At 58.5% G+C, this 17,861-nt stretch carries 15 protein-coding genes; 10 read left to right on the top strand and 5 right to left on the bottom strand.

Features of this window, described 5'->3' with window-relative positions; translation table 11 throughout:
* Positions 1-38: 38 nt before the first annotated feature.
* A complete protein-coding gene (locus ACM6IR_RS17875) occupies positions 39-2,525 on the top strand; it encodes a circularly permuted type 2 ATP-grasp protein (protein ID WP_414908927.1) in 2,487 nt (828 codons plus the stop codon).
* Positions 2,525-3,415: a transglutaminase family protein gene (locus tag ACM6IR_RS17870; protein WP_414908926.1), complete on the top strand. Its 891-nt coding sequence runs from the start codon at positions 2,525-2,527 to the stop codon at positions 3,413-3,415. Before ACM6IR_RS17875 ends, ACM6IR_RS17870 begins: the two co-directional genes overlap by 1 nt.
* 209 nt (positions 3,416-3,624) lie before the next feature.
* Here the strand turns inward: ACM6IR_RS17870 and ACM6IR_RS17865 are convergent, their stop codons facing one another.
* Positions 3,625-3,816, bottom strand: a complete 192-nt coding sequence (locus ACM6IR_RS17865) for a hypothetical protein (RefSeq protein ID WP_201115125.1) — start codon at positions 3,814-3,816, stop codon at positions 3,625-3,627.
* 68 nt (positions 3,817-3,884) lie between these two features.
* Positions 3,885-4,472, bottom strand: a complete 588-nt coding sequence (locus ACM6IR_RS17860; RefSeq protein WP_414908925.1) for a TIGR00730 family Rossman fold protein — start codon at positions 4,470-4,472, stop codon at positions 3,885-3,887.
* 342 nt (positions 4,473-4,814) lie between these two features.
* Between ACM6IR_RS17860 and azu the strand changes: the two genes are divergently transcribed.
* Entirely contained in the window at positions 4,815-5,261 is a 447-nt protein-coding gene (azu, locus tag ACM6IR_RS17855) for an azurin (protein WP_414908924.1), read from the top strand.
* A 114-nt stretch (positions 5,262-5,375) separates the two neighbouring features.
* On the opposite strand, the gene nadE is transcribed toward azu, so the two are convergent.
* The 3 genes from nadE to ACM6IR_RS17840 all read right to left on the bottom strand — a co-directional run bounded on the left by nadE (position 5,376) and on the right by ACM6IR_RS17840 (position 8,576).
* Positions 5,376-6,203, bottom strand: a complete 828-nt coding sequence (nadE, locus tag ACM6IR_RS17850) for an ammonia-dependent NAD(+) synthetase (protein WP_414908923.1) — start codon at positions 6,201-6,203, stop codon at positions 5,376-5,378.
* Between the two features lie 4 nt (positions 6,204-6,207).
* A complete protein-coding gene (gene pncB, locus ACM6IR_RS17845; RefSeq protein WP_414908922.1) occupies positions 6,208-7,434 on the bottom strand; it encodes a nicotinate phosphoribosyltransferase in 1,227 nt (408 codons plus the stop codon).
* A gap of 236 nt (positions 7,435-7,670) precedes the next feature.
* A complete protein-coding gene (locus ACM6IR_RS17840; RefSeq protein ID WP_414908921.1) occupies positions 7,671-8,576 on the bottom strand; it encodes a LysR family transcriptional regulator in 906 nt (301 codons plus the stop codon).
* 174 nt (positions 8,577-8,750) lie between these two features.
* On the opposite strand from ACM6IR_RS17840, the gene ACM6IR_RS17835 reads away from it, so the two are divergent.
* The 7 genes from ACM6IR_RS17835 (at position 8,751) to ACM6IR_RS17805 (ending at position 17,191) form a co-directional block, all read left to right on the top strand.
* Positions 8,751-10,241 (top strand): aldehyde dehydrogenase family protein, encoded by a 1,491-nt coding sequence (locus tag ACM6IR_RS17835; protein ID WP_414908920.1) that lies wholly within the window; start codon positions 8,751-8,753, stop codon positions 10,239-10,241.
* 158 nt (positions 10,242-10,399) lie between these two features.
* Positions 10,400-11,683, top strand: coding sequence for an NAD(P)/FAD-dependent oxidoreductase (locus ACM6IR_RS17830; protein ID WP_414908919.1), 1,284 nt, complete (start codon positions 10,400-10,402; stop codon positions 11,681-11,683).
* Between the two features lie 382 nt (positions 11,684-12,065).
* On the top strand, positions 12,066-13,199 hold the full coding sequence (locus ACM6IR_RS17825) for a branched-chain amino acid ABC transporter substrate-binding protein (RefSeq protein ID WP_414908918.1): 1,134 nt from the start codon (positions 12,066-12,068) through the stop codon (positions 13,197-13,199).
* Between the two features lie 191 nt (positions 13,200-13,390).
* Positions 13,391-14,305, top strand: a complete 915-nt coding sequence (locus ACM6IR_RS17820; protein WP_201116463.1) for an ABC transporter permease subunit — start codon at positions 13,391-13,393, stop codon at positions 14,303-14,305.
* A 2-nt stretch (positions 14,306-14,307) separates the two neighbouring features.
* Positions 14,308-15,606, top strand: a complete 1,299-nt coding sequence (gene livM, locus ACM6IR_RS17815; protein ID WP_414908917.1) for a high-affinity branched-chain amino acid ABC transporter permease LivM — start codon at positions 14,308-14,310, stop codon at positions 15,604-15,606.
* On the top strand, positions 15,603-16,478 hold the full coding sequence (locus ACM6IR_RS17810) for an ABC transporter ATP-binding protein (protein WP_414908916.1): 876 nt from the start codon (positions 15,603-15,605) through the stop codon (positions 16,476-16,478). The genes livM and ACM6IR_RS17810 overlap by 4 nt, the downstream gene beginning before the upstream one ends.
* Positions 16,475-17,191 carry an ABC transporter ATP-binding protein gene (locus ACM6IR_RS17805; protein WP_414908915.1) on the top strand — a complete coding sequence of 239 codons (717 nt, stop codon included), beginning with the start codon at positions 16,475-16,477 and terminating at the stop codon, positions 17,189-17,191. The genes ACM6IR_RS17810 and ACM6IR_RS17805 overlap by 4 nt, the downstream gene beginning before the upstream one ends.
* Positions 17,192-17,861: the final 670 nt, after the last annotated feature.

Raw genomic sequence — 17,861 nt, 5'->3', positions numbered from 1 at the left:
GCTAGTCTGACTGTTCATTGCTGTCTGCCGAGCATTCCATGCCTGACCTGCTTGACCGCTACCCGCTGACGGCGGGTACTTATCACGAACTGCTCGACAACAGCGGCGCCGTGCGCCCGCATTGGCGGCGCCTGTTCGACCAATTGCAACGCAGCACGCCAGCGCAACGGGTGCAGCGTCAGGTACTGCTGACCCGGCAAATCCAGGAAAACGGCGTGACCTACAATGTCTACGCCGACCCCAAGGGCGCCGACCGGCCGTGGGAGCTGGACTTGCTGCCGCATGTGATTGCCGCGGATGAATGGCCGCAATTGTCCGCAGGCATCGCTCAGAGGGCCCGGCTGCTGAATGCGGTGTTGGCGGACTTGTACGGGCCGCAGCGCTTGATCGCTGAAGGTCTGCTGCCGGCTGAGCTGGTATTTGGTCACAACAACTTCCTCTGGCCCTGTCAGGGCATTACGCCGCCTCACGGGGCCTTTCTTCATCTGTATGCGGTGGACCTGGCGCGTACGCCCGACGGTCGCTGGTGGGTCACGGCAGATCGGACTCAAGCGCCGTCCGGTGCCGGCTATGCGCTGGAAAACCGGACGATTGTGTCCCGCGCCTTTCCCGAGTTGTACCGCGATCTAAAGGTGCAGCACCTGGCCGGGTTCTTCCGCACGCTTCAGGAAACCCTGGCCCGCCAGGCCCCGAGCGACGCCGAAGCGCCACTGATCGTGTTGTTGACGCCGGGACGGTTCAACGAAAGCTATTTCGAACATCTCTATCTGGCGCGCCAGCTCGGTTATCCGTTGGTGGAGGGCGGGGACCTGACCGTCAGGGATGCCACGGTGTACCTGAAAACCCTGAGCGGCTTACGGCGGGTCCACGCGATCATGCGTCGGCTCGACGATGACTTCTGCGATCCGCTGGAGCTGCGCACCGACTCGGCCCTTGGCGTGCCGGGCCTGCTCGAAGCCGTGCGTCAGGGACGGGTGCTGGTGGCCAATGCCTTGGGCAGCGGTGTGCTGGAGTCGCCGGGTTTGCTGGGTTTTCTGCCGAGGATCAATCAGTTCCTGTTCGGTGAAGAACTGATCCTGCCGTCCATCGCCACCTGGTGGTGTGGCGAAGCGCCGGTGCTTGCACAGGCCCTGGAAAAACTGCCGGAATTGTTGATCAAACCCGCATTCCCCTCGCAAAGCTTTGCTCCGGTGTTTGGCCGTGATTTAAGTGAAAAACAGCGACAAGTCCTGGCAGAACGCATGCAAGCCCGGCCATACGCCTATGTTGCGCAAGAACTTGCGCAGTTGTCACAGGCGCCGATCTGGCAGGCCGAGGATGGTCAGCTGCAACCCCGGGCCATTGGCATGCGCATGTATGCAGTGGCCAGTCAGGAAGGTTATCGGGTACTGCCCGGTGGCCTGACCCGAGTGGCCGCCGAGGCGGATGCCGAAGTGGTGTCGATGCAGCGCGGCGGCGCGAGCAAGGACACCTGGGTGCTGGGCGATCGTCCACCAAGCGGTGAGCAGTGGAAAGCCCAGCGCAACATTGGCGTCCACGATCTGGTGCGGCGCGATCCCTATCTGCCCTCGCGGGTGGTGGAAAACCTGTTCTGGTTCGGCCGTTACTGCGAGCGCTGCGATGACAGCGCGCGTCTGCTGCGGATCATGCTGGCGCGGTACGTCGATGGCGATGACCCGCAAGCCCTGGAGGCGGCGGTCGATCTCGGTGAGCGGCTGATGTTGCTGCCCGATGAAGGTGACTTGCCGGAGCGGTTACTGGCGGCACTTCTGGGCGATGACTGGCCGTTCAGCCTGCGTTCCAACCTGCAGCGCTTGCAATGGGCGGCCTCGCAGGTGCGAGGCAAACTTTCCCGGGAAAACTGGCAGGCGCTGGTGGAGTTGCAGCGCGAAGCCATGGAACTGGAAACCGAAGAACCGGATTTCGGCGAGTTGCTGGACTTCCTCAATCGGCTGGTCATGTCCCTGGCGGCGCTGTCCGGTTTTGCCCTGGACGATATGACCCGGGACGAAGGTTGGCGCTTCCTGATGATCGGACGACGGATCGAGCGGTTGCAGTTTCTCAGTGGCAGCCTGGCGGCGTTTTTGCGCGGTGCCGGTGCTTTCGATCAGGCCGGGCTGGAGTGGCTGCTGGAGCTGGGTAACAGCAGCATCACCTACCGTTCGCGGTATTTGGCGGTGGCTCAATTGATTCCGGTGCTCGACCTGTTGCTGCTCGACGAACAAAACCCGCATGCCGTGTTGTTCCAGTTGAAACTGGTGACCCGCACCCTTAAACGGTTGAACGACGACTTTGGCGTGCCGCGCGAAGCTGGCCTGTCACCGCTGGTGGAGCGCTTGGCGCGATTCGACTTGGGCTGTCTGGAAAACCCGCTGTTCGGCGAAGCCAGCGTGCGCGCGGCCATCAATGGCTTGGCCGATCTGCTGCAAGAAATTGCCGATGCCAGTGGCCAAGTGTCGGATCGCCTGGCGTTGCGTCATTTCGCCCATGTCGATGATGTCAGCCAGCGCACGGTGTCCGTCTGATGAGTGCTCATTACCAGATCTTCCACGACACCCATTATCACTACGACAGCCCGGTGTCCCTGGCCCAGCAATTGGCGCATCTGTGGCCACGGCCCTGCGCCTGGCAGCGCTGCACCGCACAGCAACTGCAGATCAGTCCGGACCCGACCTCGCGCCGGGACGAGCTGGACGTGTTTGGCAATCCGCTGACCCGGCTGGCGTTTGAGCGGCCGCACGATGAATTGCTGGTCAATGCCAGCCTCACGGTCGAAGTGCTGGCCAGGCCAACCCTGGATTTCAGTCAATCGCCGGCATGGGAAGAAACCCGCAATGCGCTGACGTACAGCAGTCAGCCGCTTTCACCCGCGATACTTGATGCTTGCCGATATCGGTTCGAGTCGCCTTATGTGCATTTGAAGCGCAACTTCGTCGATTTTTCCGAAAGCTGTTTTCCACCTGCCCGGCCATTGCTGCTAGGGGTTCAGGCGTTGATGGAGAAGATTTTCAGCGAATTCACCTTCGATGCCGAGGCGACCCAAGTGGCCACGCCATTGGTGGAAGTGCTGGAGCGTCGGCGCGGCGTCTGTCAGGACTTTGCTCACCTGATGCTCGCGTGCGTGCGCTCCCGGGGTTTGGCCGCGCGGTACATCAGCGGCTATCTGTTGACTCAGCCGCCGCCGGGCCAGCCCCGATTGATTGGTGCCGATGCGTCGCATGCCTGGGTTTCAGTATTTTGCCCGGTACTGGGCTGGGTCGACTTTGATCCGACGAACAATGTGCAGCCAGCGCTGGAACACATCACCCTGGCCTGGGGCCGGGATTTCTCTGATGTTTCGCCATTGCGGGGGGTGATTCTGGGGGGCGGTAACCACGACCCGGAGGTCCGTGTCACGGTAATGCCACTGGAATAACTGTAGGAGCGAGCTTGCTCGCGACGGTCGTCAACGATAACGCTGCCAGGCCTGATACCCAGGCGCTCTCAGGTTCATCGCGAGCAAGCTCGCTCCTACACGGAGGAATGTGGGGGGACTTCAGATTGGCCTGTGAGGGTCAGCAAAGGTTCTGCTGACCCTGGACACAGATCCGGTGGGCCTGATCAGATCATCGGGCCCTGAGGGTCTCAGGCGTCGGGCGCCTGATCTTTCGGTGCTTCAACATCACTTTCTGCGGCCACTTCACCTTCTGCATCGGGGTTCAGTGCGGCGGCTTCTTCTTCAGCTGTAGCTTTCTTGCGCTGAAGCTTTTCCTCTTTCTTCTGCTCCTTGGCCAAGTCTCTCTGACGTTTGGCGAAGGAATAATTAGGTTTAGCCATGGGCGATCCTCTGGGGTCGAAGGTGAGGTTGAGCGGCGCATATTCTGCCCTGTATCGGTGCCGAGCCGTTAGCTGGGTTTTTGCTCGGCCCATTTTGGCTGGACCGAGGGCTGCCAGGCGTCCAGGGCATCGAGCAGGGTTTGCGGCGATTCGCTCACTTGCAGCATGTCACGGTGTGGTTCGCGAACGAAGCCTTCGCCGACGATATGATCAAGAAAAGCAGTCAACTTGCTGTAAAAGCCGTTCACTTCCAGCAGACCGAGCGGTTTGCCGTGGTAACCGAGCTGGCCCCATGTCCAGACTTCAAACAGCTCTTCCAGCGTGCCCAGGCCGCCGGGCAGTGCGATGAAGGCGTCGCTGAGTTCGGCCATTCGCGCCTTGCGCGCATGCATACCATCGACCACTTCCAGTCGAGTCAGGCCGCTGTGGCCGATTTCCTTGTCTTTGAGGCTTTGCGGGATGATCCCGATCACTTCACCGCCCGCCGCCAGTGCGGCATCGGCTACGATCCCCATCAGCCCGACAGCGCCGCCGCCATAGACCAGGGTCAACTTGCGCTCGGCCAATGCTCGCCCGAGGGCGACAGCCGCTTCACGATAAGCCGGGTTGGTGCCGGTGCTGGCCCCGCAAAATACACAAACAGACGTTAAAGACATGCCTTGCTCCATGGTCAGGATGGCAACAGAGTAAAGGCAGGCACGCAGCGTTCCAAGGTCTAAACTTCGCGTTGGGGTGTTTCGCAGGTGCCGCTGGCGCCACAGGCATAGGCGGCGAGCAAACTGCACAACAGACTGTTAATGGGCATGACAGTCGCTCCAGATGAGTAGTACGACCTGATGATAGGGCCGCTCTAGACATCTGGCTGGTAGATTGTTTCGATAGGGGCCATAGCCCGAAAGTTGTATACAATTTTTGATTCAGGTCATAGGAACTTGCGAAGTTTTCAGGCAGTCTTCTGTCCATTCGCATTTTTGTTAACCCCGTCTTGGAGATTCACCATGTTTGCCAAACTTGTTGCGGTATCCCTGTTGACACTGGCCAGCAGTCAATTGATGGCTGCCGAGTGCAAGACCACCGTCGATTCCACTGACCAAATGTCCTACAACACAAAGGCCATTGAAATCGACAAGAGCTGCAAGACATTCACGGTGGAGCTGACCCACTCGGGCAGCTTGCCGAAAACTGTCATGGGTCATAACTGGGTGTTGAGCAAAGAAGCTGACATGCAGCCGATCGCCACCGACGGCCTGAGCGCCGGCATCGACAAGAACTACTTGAAAGAAGGTGATGCTCGCATCATCGCTCACACCAAAGTCATTGGCGCTGGCGAAAAAGACTCGGTGACCTTCGACGTGTCGAAACTGGCCGCTGGCGAAGCCTACGGCTTCTTCTGCTCGTTCCCTGGCCACATCTCGATGATGAAAGGCACGGTTACCCTGAAGTAATCGGTCCACTGTGCGAGCTTGCTCGCGATGGTCGTTAACGATAACGCGTGTTTACTGGCTAAACGCTGCGTTCTTGAGTCCATCGCGAGCAAGCTCGCTCCTACAGGGGCAGAATCACGGTGCAAACGGCATCACACGCTTGTGGCGGGTCTTTTTGTACGTGTCGCAGATGATCTTGAACGCTTCCTCACGCACTGGCTCTCCGTGCAGGAACGCATCGATTTCGGCATACGTCACACCATGGGATGCTTCGTCCGGTTTGCCGGGCGACAGGTCTTCCAGGTCGGCGGTCGGGATTTTTTCCACCAGCGATTCCGGCGCGCCGAAACGGCGGGCGATGGCCCGAACCTGGTTTTTCACCAGACCGCTAAGCGGTGCCAGGTCGCAGGCGCCATCACCGAATTTGGTGAAGAACCCCATCACCGCTTCCGCTGCATGGTCGGTGCCGATCACCAGGCCATGGGCCGCACCCGCGATGGTGTATTGGGCGACCATGCGCATCCGCGCCTTGGTGTTGCCGAGAACGAAGTCCACCGAGACGGCGTGCTTGCCTTCGAACGCTGCGACTTCATTGGCCAGGGATTTGACAGCCGGGCCGATGTTCACGGTATGACGCTCATCCGGGGCGATGAAATCCACTGAGGCCTGGGCGTCGTGTTCATCGAACTGGGTTTCGTACGGCAGGCGCACGGCGATGAACTTGTAGCTGTCGTCGCCGCTACGGGTGCGCAGCTCACGCATGGCGCGTTGGGCCAGCAGGCCGGCCGTCAGGGAATCGACACCACCGCTGATGCCCAATACCAAAGTCTTGAGCCCGGAATCGACCAGGCAATCCTGGATAAAGGTGATACGCCGAGCAATTTCAGCCTCGAGGGCGGCCTGGTCGGCGAATGGCGGTTGAACCTTGAGCTGCTCAGCAATCTCACGCTGTACGGCTTGCATGAATTCACTCCTTGCTTAATGTGCTGGAAAGGGCGGCAGGAACTTTGAAAACGTGTCGCAAATAGGCGACGAAATTCGGGTCTTTGCATTGAGTCTTGCCTGGCTCGTCGGAGATTTTTGCCACCGGTTGGCCGTTGCAGGCTGCCATTTTAAGCACGATGCTCATCGGTTCGACACCTGGAATATCGCACGTCAGGTTGGTGCCGATACCGAAGCTGACATTGATCCGACCGTGTAACGCCCGGAATATTTCCAGCGACTTGGGCAGCGTCAGGCTGTCCGAGAACACCAACGTCTTGCTCATCGGGTCGATGCCGAGCTTGTGATAGTGGGCGATGGCTTTTTCTGCCCAGATCACGGGATCCCCGGAATCGTGGCGCAGGCCGTCGAAGAGCTTGGCAAAGTACAGATCGAAATCGTTGAGAAATGCGTCGGTGGTGATGCAATCGGTCAGGGCGATCCCCAACAAGCCGCGATATTCACGAACCCAGCAATCGAGGGCGGCAATCTGGCTGTCGATCAGCCGTGGGCCGAGTTGCTGGTGCGCCATGATCCACTCGTGGGCCATGGTGCCCAGTGGTTTCATGTCCAGTTCCCGGGACAAATGCACATTGCTGGTGCCGACGAAACGTCCGGGGAAATCGTGCTTGAGCACGTTCACCACTTCTTCCTGCACCCGGTACGAGAAGCGACGGCGAGTGCCGAAATCGGCTACCTGCAATTCGGACAATTCATCGCTGCTGGCATTGGCGGTCAGCCAGTCGAACTTGCGATAGAGCTGCTCGCGGGCCTGTTCCAGAACGATTTCGCGGTAGCGGTAGCGATTGCGTACTTCGCTGACAATCGACAACAGCGGCACTTCGAACAGGATCACATGCAACCACGGCCCGCGCAGACGAATGAACAGCTCGCCGTTTTCGATTCCAGTGTGGATGTAGCGCAGGTTGAAGCGGAACAATCCGAGAAAACGCAGGAAGTCAGGCTTCATGAAACTGATGCGCTCCATGAAACTCAACTGGTCGGCGGTCAGGCTCAACTCGGCCAGGCGCTCGATCTGGAAACGGATCTCCGCCAGGTACGGGCGCAAATCTTCACTGTTACGGCAACGAAACTCCCATTCAACTTCTACGTTCGGGTAGTTATGCAGCACCGCCTGCATCATCGTCAGTTTGTAGAAGTCGGTGTCGAGCAGGTTCTGCACGATGCGATCGGCAAACACACTCTCGCTCATAATGGGGTTCTCCTGGCTGGCCGCTGCTCGTGGCAGCGACGTTGCAGCTGTTTCAATGAAGAGGGCTAGTGGCGCATATCAGCTGCCCGCTTTGCCAGCGTTTTTTTAGATCGCAGCCGCTCCCTGTGGGAGCGAGCTTGCTCGCGAAAGCGTAGTGCCAGTCAATATTGATGTTGAATGTGCCGGCCCCTTCGCGAGCAAGCTCGCTCCCAGAGGGATTGGGTGTAACCCTGAATTTACGGTATGTCCGGGCTATCAATCTGCTCCAGCATCCACTTCACAAAATCCCTCACCTTGGGCACCTCCGCCGAATGCTCCGGATACGCCAGGTAATAGGCATCGCTGCTGGGCATTGCATGCTTCCAGGGAATGATCAGTTTGCCGTCGGCCAATTCCTCCTCCACCAGAAAACGTGGCAATAGCGCCACGCCACAGCCGACCTGGGCCGCGCGGATACACATATAAAAGGTTTCGAAGCGCGGGCCGTGGTAGCTGTGTTCGGTGTGGTAGCCCTGGCTGTCGAACCAGTCGTGCCAGGCCTGTGGGCGCGAGGCGTTTTGCAGCAGGACCAGGTCGGTGAGTTGGGTAGGATCGGTGAACGGCGTGTCAGGCAGGCTGCCCGGTGCACACACAGGAACCAGCTCTTCGCTGAACAATTTCAGGCATTCGGTGCCGGGACGTGAGCCTTGGCCGAAGTAGAACGCCAGGTCACTACGACCTTGCAGCAAATCGTCAGCTTCCTGCTCACTGCACAGGTCGAGATGGATCGACGGGTGGCGCAGGCGCCAGCCTTTCAAGCGTGGCACCAGCCAGCGCGCACCGAACGTCGGCGGTGTGGAAACGCGCAAGACTTCGGTGTCACCGCCGTAGGAGCGCAGGTAATGGGTCGACATCTCGACTTGGGTGAGGATTTTTCGTACTTCCACCAGGTACAAATCACCGGCCGGCGTCATTTGCAGGCGTCGACGCACCCGGCGGAACAGCAGGTGCTGCAGCAACTCTTCGAGTTGCGCGACCTGTTTGCTGACGGCGCTCTGGGTCAGGTTCAGTTCTTCGGCGGCCCGGGTGAAGCTCAAATGCCGGGTCACGGCCTCGAAACACTGCAGTGCGGTGATCGACGGCAGGTAGCGTTTATTCAGCATGGCTTGTCCTTTTTCTTGTTTCTTTCTTACCAGCAATTCGCAGCATGAATAAACGGAATGATATCTCTCTTAAAGGTCGTTTGTTGGGTAACCTCAGGGGAGCTAAAACTACAGGTCTGATCAGCCGGATCAATCCGGCTGTACGTTTTCTGTTTTTTGCTTGAGGAGTGACCCATGGTTGCCGCATTGCTTGATCGTCTTGGTGTAAACCCGGCCCTGTACCAGAACGGCAAAGTGCCGGTGCATTCGCCGATCGATGGCAGCCGGATTGCTGCCGTGAATTGGGAAGGCGCCGCTGAAGTCGAGCAGCACATCAGTCGCGCAGATCATGCGTTCGAACTGTGGCGCAAGGTTCCGGCACCTCGCCGTGGCGAACTGGTGCGTCAGCTGGGCGACATTCTGCGCGAATACAAGGCTGATCTGGGCGAGCTGGTGTCCTGGGAAGCGGGCAAGATCACTCAGGAAGGCCTGGGTGAAGTGCAGGAAATGATCGACATCTGCGATTTCGCGGTCGGTTTGTCCCGTCAGTTGTACGGTCTGACCATCGCTTCCGAGCGCCCTGGCCACCACATGCGCGAAACCTGGCACCCGCTGGGCATCGTCGGCGTGATCAGCGCCTTCAACTTCCCGGTGGCGGTCTGGGCGTGGAACACCACGCTGGCGCTGGTCTGCGGCAACCCGGTGATCTGGAAACCGTCGGAAAAAACCCCGTTGACCGCCCTGGCGTGCCAGGCGCTGTTTGACCGCGTACTGAAAAACTTCAGCGATGCGCCTGCGCACCTGAGCCAAGTGATCATCGGCGGTCGCGATGCTGGCGAAGCCCTGGTCGATGACCCGCGAGTCGCCTTGATCAGTGCCACTGGCAGCACCCGCATGGGCCGTGAAGTGGCGCCGAAAATCGCCGCACGTTTCGCGCGAAGCATTCTTGAGCTAGGCGGCAACAACGCGATGATCCTCGGCCCAAGCGCCGACCTGGACATGGCTGTTCGCGCCATCCTGTTCAGCGCCGTCGGCACCGCCGGCCAGCGCTGCACCACGCTGCGTCGTCTGATTGCCCATGAGTCGGTGAAGGAAGAGATCGTCACCCGCCTGAAAGCCGCGTATTCCAAAGTACGCATCGGCAATCCACTGGAAGGCAATCTGATCGGTCCGCTGATCGACAAACACAGCTTCGACAACATGCAAGACGCCCTGGAACAAGCCTTGAGCGAAGGTGGCCGGGTGTTCGGCGGCAAGCGTCAGCTGGAAGACAAATACCCCAACGCTTACTACGTATCGCCGGCCATCGTCGAGATGCCGGAGCAGAGCGACGTGGTGTGCCACGAAACGTTCGCGCCGATCCTGTACGTGGTCGGTTACAGTGATTTCGCCGAAGCCCTGCGCCTGAACAACGCCGTGCCTCAAGGCCTGTCGTCGTGCATCTTCACCACCGATGTACGGGAAGCCGAGCAATTCATGTCGGCGGTCGGCAGCGACTGCGGCATCGCCAACGTCAACATCGGCCCGAGCGGTGCGGAAATCGGCGGTGCATTCGGTGGTGAGAAAGAAACCGGTGGTGGTCGTGAGTCGGGCTCCGATGCGTGGCGCGGCTACATGCGCCGTCAGACCAATACCGTGAACTACTCGCTGGAGCTGCCACTGGCTCAAGGGATTACGTTCGACTAAACGCAGCTCTTAAACCCATGAAGAACCTTGTGGGAGCGAGCTTGCTCGCGATGAGGGCCTAACAGCCGACATCAATGTCGACTGACAGATCGCCATCGCGAGCAAGCTCGCTCCCACATTGAATTGTGTGTTGGTTAGGTTTCTGTTGGAGTCTGGCAATGCCGTTACGCGAAGAGTGTCTGTGGGAAAAACTGACGCCGCAAAGGCCTGATAACGCGGCGCTCAAGGGTGAAGTCAAGGTTGACGTCTGCGTCATCGGCGCTGGTTTCACCGGACTGTCGGCGGCGGTGCATCTGCTGGAACAGGGCAAAACGGTGTGTGTGCTGGAAGCGCATCGCGCCGGTCATGGCGGTTCGGGACGCAACGTCGGACTGGTCAACGCCGGGATGTGGATTGCACCGGACGAAATCGAAGCGGGCTTCGGCAAGGCGGTGGGCAGTCAGCTCAATCGCATGCTTGGCGCCGCTCCGTCCCTGGTGTTCAGCCTTGTGGACAAGTACAACATCGATTGCCAGTTGCGCCGCGAAGGCACGCTGCACATGGCGCATAACGCCCGTGGCGAAGCCGATCTGCGCAGTCGTGAAGAACAATGGAAACGTCGCGGCGCGCCGGTAGAGCTGCTGACGGGGAAAGCCTGCGAGCAAGCGACCGGCACCCAAAAAATCGCTGCCGCCTTACTTGATCGACGCGCTGGCACCCTCAATCCGATGGCCTATACGAGTGGTCTGGCCAAAGCTGCCATCGGCCTCGGCGGTCAGCTGTTCGATCATTCCCCGGTGACCCGACTCGAACGTCAAGGCCAGCGCTGGTCGGTTCAGACGGCCCAGGGTTCGGTGCTGGCCGAGCAAGTGGTGATCGCCTCCAACGCCTACACAGAAGGCGACTGGACTGAGCTGCGACGCAATTTCTTTCCCGGTTATTACTATCAAGTGGCTTCGGTGCCGCTGACAGACGAGGCTGCACAGCAAATCCTGCCCGGTGGACAGGGCTCCTGGGATACTCGTCAGGTACTCAGCAGCATTCGCCGGGACAAAGACGGTCGCCTGTTGCTCGGCAGTCTGGGTAATGGCAATCAGAAGCCGGCCTGGTTCCTCAAGGCTTGGGCCGATCGGGTTCAGCAGCACTACTTTCCGTACCTCAAACCCGTGGAGTGGGAGTGCACCTGGACCGGTTGCATCGCCTTTACCCCTGACCATTTGATGCGCCTGTTCGAACCGGCGCCCGGTTTAGTGGCAGTCACCGGTTACAACGGGCGGGGTGTAACGACGGGTACGGTCGTCGGCAAAGCCTTTGCCGATTATTTGTGTAACGGAAATCCTCAGGCGCTACCGATTCCCTTCGCCCCGATGCAGCCACTGGCCGGTGTGGGGTTGCGCAGTTGCTTATACGAAGCCGGGTTTTCGCTGTATCACGCAGGCCAGTGCTTGCGGATCGTTATTTGATTGTTGAATTTTGCAGTTGGGAGCGGCGTTTTTCGGCGCAGCGACTAGCCTGTGATGGTGCGAGTTGTAGCAGTTTCGCACCAGCAGTGTGCACTTCGGTGACGCACGTTGTTACAGGCTGGTTGCACGTCGTTTAGCGCCGCGGTTGCAATGATGGCGCACGAGGGTTGCGCCTTTAAAAATAAATGGTTTCACCTTCCGCGGTTTAGACGGTTGCACGCCCAATAAAAATGGGAACGAAACAGTCGAAATAACAATAAAGCAGCGACTTTTTGAAGAATAAAAAACCGATGGCACGCCACTTGCTCTGCGCTTTGTAGCTGAATCAAAGCTTCCGCTGAAGTTGCTGTGCTAACTAAAAAAACCTCAGGAGCACCATCACATGTCGCAGACGTTCTACAGAAAGGGTTTTCTGGCACTGGCAGTCGCTAGTGCATTGGGTGTTTCTTCGTTTGTTCAGGCTGATGTCAAAATTGGGGTGGCAGGTCCGATGACCGGTGCTAACGCTTCCTTCGGCTTGCAGTACATGAAAGGCGCGCAAGCGGCGGCGGATGCGATCAACGCCAAGGGCGGCATCAACGGCGAAAAAATCGTACTGGTCCAGGGCGATGACGCCTGCGAACCGAAACAGGCTGTGGCTGTTGCGAACAAAATGGTGCAGGACAAGGTTATCGGCGTCGTCGGGCACTTCTGCTCGTCGTCGACCATCCCTGCTTCCGAGGTCTACTCCGACGCAGGCATCATCGCAATCACGCCAGGCTCCACCAACCCGGCGGTCACCGAGCGCGGCCTGCCTGCCATGTTGCGTTTGTGCGGGCGTGACGACCAGCAAGGTATCGTCGCGGGTAACTACATCGTCGACGTCCTGAAAGGCAAGAAAGTTGCCGTCATCAACGACAAAGACACCTACGGTAAAGGTCTGGCGGACGCGACTGCCAAGCAGTTGACCGCGCGTGGCGTGAAGCCGGTGCTTGAAGAAGGCCTGACCCGCGGCGAGAAAGACTTCAGCGCCGTGATCACCAAAGTCCGTGAGAAAGGGGCTGATGTCCTTTACTTCGGCGGCCTGCACCCGGAAGCCGGCCCACTGGTCCACCAACTGCGTGAACAAGGTCTGAAAGACGTCAAGTTCATGTCCGATGACGGCATCGTGACGGACGAAATGGTGACGACTGCCGGTGGTGCTCCGTTCGTCGACGGTGTGTACATGACTTTTGGCGCTGACCCGCGCCTGATTCCAGACAGCAAGGCTGTCGTAGACACCTTCCGCAAGTCCGGTTACGAGCCTGAAGGCTACACCCTGTACGCCTACGCCACGGTGCAAGCCCTGGCGGCCGGCTTCAACGGTGCCAAGTCGAACAAAGGCGAAGACGCTGCTAAATGGCTGAAGTCGCACCCTGTGGAAACCGTGATGGGCAAGAAAGAGTGGGACAGCAAGGGCGACCTGAAAGTCTCCGACTACGTGGTTTACCAGTGGGATGCTGCGGGCAAATACAAGCAGCTGGAAAAACAGAAGTGAGATAAGCGCATCGCCAGGCCTGCGTCTCTCGATAATCGTCGTGGGGCGCAGGCCCGGCTTGGGTCATGGGTTCTGCAATCATGCCGACCCGGTATTTTTCTTCTGAGCCACATGAAGCCGGTAAGGTGCGCCTCACAAGGGCTCATCGACACCGGGTTCGCGGTGGCCTCTCAAGTTAGTGAGAGTGCATGATGGACGGTATTTTCCTGCAACAAGTTATCAACGGTTTGACTCTTGGGTCGGTCTACGGCCTGATCGCCATCGGCTACACAATGGTCTACGGCATCATCGGCATGATCAACTTCGCCCATGGCGAGGTTTATATGATTTCCGCGTACCTCGCGGCGATCAGCCTGGCTTTACTGTCCTACTTCGGTGTCGAATCCTTTCCGCTGTTGATCCTGGGTACCCTGCTGTTCACAGTCTTTGTGACCGGCGTGTATGGCTGGGTCATCGAACGCATCGCTTACAAACCGCTGCGCAACTCCACCCGACTGGCACCGCTGATCAGTGCTATCGGCGTTTCCCTGATCCTGCAGAACTATGCACAAATCGCTCAGGGCTCACGGCAACAGGGGATTCCTACGCTGCTGAGCGGTGGGCTGCGATTCGATATCGGTACGGGTTTCGTGCAGATTACCTACACCAAGATCTTTATTCTGGTCGCCGCGTTTGTCGGGATGGCCCTGCTGACCTACATCATCAAGTACACCAAGTTGGGGCGCATGTGTCGTGCGACCCAACAAGACCGCAAGATGGCCTCGATCCTCGGGATCAATACCGACCGGGTGATCTCCTACGTCTTCATCATCGGTGCCGCCATGGCTGCGCTGGCCGGTGTCTTGATCACGGTGAACTACGGGACCTTCGATTTCTATGCAGGCTTCGTGATCGGCATCAAAGCCTTCACCGCTGCGGTGCTCGGCGGGATTGGTTCGCTGCCCGGCGCCATGCTCGGCGGGATCATTCTCGGGGTTTCCGAGTCGCTGTTTTCCGGCGTGATCAATTCTGACTACAAGGATGTCTTCAGCTTCTCGCTGCTGGTAATGATCCTGATCTTCCGTCCTCAAGGCCTGTTGGGTCGCCCACTCGTGGCGAAGGTATAAGTATGTCCGACGCTAATAACAAACCTATAGATATCAAAAAAAGCCTGATCGACACGGTTCTGGCCGGGTTGATTGCCTTGATTGTCTTCGGCCCGATCGTGGGCGTAGTGCTGGAAGGCTATAGCTACAACCTGCAGCCGACGCGTGTGGCCTGGATGGTCGGGGCGGTGATGATCGGGCGTTTTGTCTTGAGCCTGTTTTTGCAGACCCCCAAGGGCGTGAAGATTCATCAAAGCTTCGAAGTCGTCGGCTCCGGCGTGCACGTGCTGGCGCCTGATTTCAAGTCGCGCCTGCGCTTCATTATCCCGGCATTGATCGTGATCGCTATTGTGTTTCCGATCTTCGCCGACAAGTACCTGCTGACGGTGGTGATCCTGGGGCTGATCTACGTGTTGCTGGGCCTTGGCCTGAACATCGTGGTCGGTCTGGCAGGTCTGCTCGACTTGGGTTACGTGGCCTTCTACGCCATTGGCGCTTATGGTCTTGCGCTGGGTTATCACTACCTTGGCCTGGGCTTCTGGACCATGCTGCCGCTGTCGGCACTCATGGCGGCGATGGCCGGATGCATACTCGGCTTCCCGGTCTTGCGCATGCACGGTGACTACCTGGCAATCGTGACCCTGGGCTTCGGTGAAATCATTCGCCTGATACTGACCAACTGGCTGTCCTTCACGGGCGGGCCTAACGGTATGCCGGTGCCATCACCGTCGGTTTTCGGTATCGAGTTCACGCGTGTGGCGAAGGATGGCGGGATACCCTTCCATGAATTCTTCGGGACTGAATACAACCCGAACGTAAAGTTCATGCTCATCTATGGCGTGCTGTTCCTCGTGGTGATGCTGGTGCTGTACATCAAGCATCGTCTGACCCGCATGCCGGTCGGTCGTGCCTGGGAAGCCTTGCGCGAAGATGAAATCGCCTGCCGTGCCATGGGCCTCAACCACGTACTGGTCAAGCTGTCGGCCTTTACCCTGGGGGCTTCTACCGCCGGTTTGGCGGGTGTGTTTTTCGCCAGCTATCAAGGTTTCGTCAACCCGACCTCGTTCACGTTCTTCGAATCGGCCTTGATCCTCGCCATCGTTGTGCTTGGCGGCATGGGGTCGACCGTCGGCGTGGTGATCGCCGCGTTCGTGCTGACGGTCGCCCCGGAACTGCTGCGCAGCTTCGCGGAATACCGCGTGTTGCTGTTTGGTGTCCTCATGGTACTGATGATGATCTGGAAACCGCGCGGCCTGATTCGGATCAGCCGTACCGGTGTAACCCCACGTAAAGGTGCCTTGACTGAGAGGAGCGCGTCATGAGCGATGAAGTCATTCTCTCGGTAGACAACCTGATGATGCACTTTGGTGGCATCAAAGCCCTGAGCGACGTCAGCCTGAAGGTCAAACGCAACTCGATCTTCGCGTTGATCGGCCCCAACGGCGCAGGCAAGACTACCGTGTTCAACTGCCTGACCGGGTTTTACAAAGCCTCTGGCGGGCATATCGAACTCAACGCCCGCGGCCAGAAAACCAACGTCATCAAAATGCTCGGGGAACCGTTCAAGGCGACCGATTTCGTTTCGCCGAAAAGCTTCATCAGCCGGCTCCGCTACAAGATGTTCGGTGGCACGCACCTGATCAACCGCGCCGGCCTGGCGCGGACCTTCCAGAACATTCGCCTGTTCAGGGAAATGTCGGTGATCGAGAACCTGCTGGTGGCCCAGCACATGTGGGTCAACCGCAACTTGTTGTCCGGCATTCTCAACACCAAAAGCTACCGCAAGGCCGAAAGCGATGCCCTGGACCATGCCTTCTACTGGCTGGAGGTGGTCGATCTGGTGGACTGCGCCAACCGCCTGGCCGGTGAGCTTTCCTACGGCCAGCAGCGCCGCCTGGAAATTGCCCGGGCCATGTGCACCCGGCCCAAGATCATTTGCCTGGACGAACCGGCGGCGGGCCTCAACCCGCAGGAAACCGAGGCGCTCAGCGCGATGATTCGACATCTGCGCGACGACCACGACATTACGGTGGTGCTGATTGAACACGACATGGGCATGGTAATGAGCATTTCCGACCACATTGTGGTGCTGGACCACGGCAACGTGATCGCCGAGGGTGACCCTCAAGCGATCCGCAACGATCCGAAAGTGATTGCCGCCTACCTGGGTGCTGATGAAGAGGAGCTGGTATGAGTCAACCGATCCTCGAACTGAAAGAGATCGACGTGTTCTACGGGCAGATCCAGGCCCTGAAGAAAGTCTCGCTGCACATCAACGAAGGTGAAACCGTCAGCCTCATCGGCTCCAACGGCGCGGGTAAGTCGACGCTGTTGATGTCGATCTTTGGTCAGCCGCGTGCGGCGAACGGCGAGATCGTCTATCAGGGCGTGAACATCACTCACAAGTCGTCCCATTACATCGCGTCCAACGGCATCGCTCAATCGCCGGAAGGGCGGCGGGTGTTCCCTGACATGACCGTCGAGGAAAACCTGCTGATGGGCACCATTCCTATCGGTGACAAATACGCCGCCGAGGACATGCAGCGCATGTTCGAGCTGTTTCCACGGCTCAAGGAACGGCGTACCCAGCGGGCCATGACCATGTCCGGCGGTGAACAGCAAATGCTCGCCATCGCTCGGGCCTTGATGAGCCGGCCGAAACTGCTGTTGCTCGATGAGCCGAGCCTGGGCCTGGCACCGATCGTGGTGAAGCAAATCTTCGCCACCCTGCGGGAACTGGCAAGTACCGGAATGACCATCTTCCTGGTCGAGCAGAACGCCAACCACGCGTTGAAGCTGTCGGATCGGGCGTATGTGATGGTCAACGGCGAGATCCGTCTCACAGGCACCGGCAAGGAGCTGCTGGTCAACGATGAGGTGCGCAACGCTTATCTCGGCGGGCATTGATACCCCGTTGTTATGCAAAAGCCCCGGCGAGTAATCGCCGGTTTTTTTTTATCTCCAGCACAAGGCCAATCCACTGTGGGAGCGAGCCTGCTCGTGAAGTTGTTTTTCAGTCAAATTGCTGCCAATGGCTACCACCGCTTTCGCGAGCAGGCTCGCTCCCACAGGTATCAGTGGTGCACTTCTTGGAAATTGTGGAAAACAATATTCACAAGCTCTTGAAGCGCGACATAAAGCCGCTGCAAATAGTTGTTTTGTCACGGTTTTGACTTGTCCCCGTTTGCTGTGGAGCTGGCTGTGAATAACGTGGGAGTAGCTGGCTGGACGCCTTTGAAACCGTGGCTTTCAGGGTTGTGGTTGTTTTTTGATCAGGCGTTTTTACGCGACCGGGAGGCGGCTTTGTCAACCTTTTTGTTGACGGTAGAAGCGCACTGAAAGAGGGGGTGTAAGCCTGTGGATAAGTCTGTGGTTAAACTCTGGAAAGACTCGGCTGAAGGCCGTAGTTACTGGCCTGCCGCCATCGCAGGTTTGACCGGAAATCCGCGCAGATTTGCTCAGGCAACACAGGCGACGATCGAGGGTCAAGCAAAAAAATTTGTAATCTGCTCGTAAAGCCTTATGCACAGCGGGTTTCAGCTTTTGCACTTGCCCCCGGAATGTGTGGATGGGGCTG

The sequence above is a fragment of the Pseudomonas sp. IT-P253 genome, assembly GCF_949768125.1.
In the GTDB taxonomy this organism is placed as follows: Bacteria; Pseudomonadota; Gammaproteobacteria; order Pseudomonadales; family Pseudomonadaceae; genus Aquipseudomonas.
Note: the sequence above shows the minus strand (reverse complement) of the source record. Positions and strands in the feature narration are given on the sequence as shown.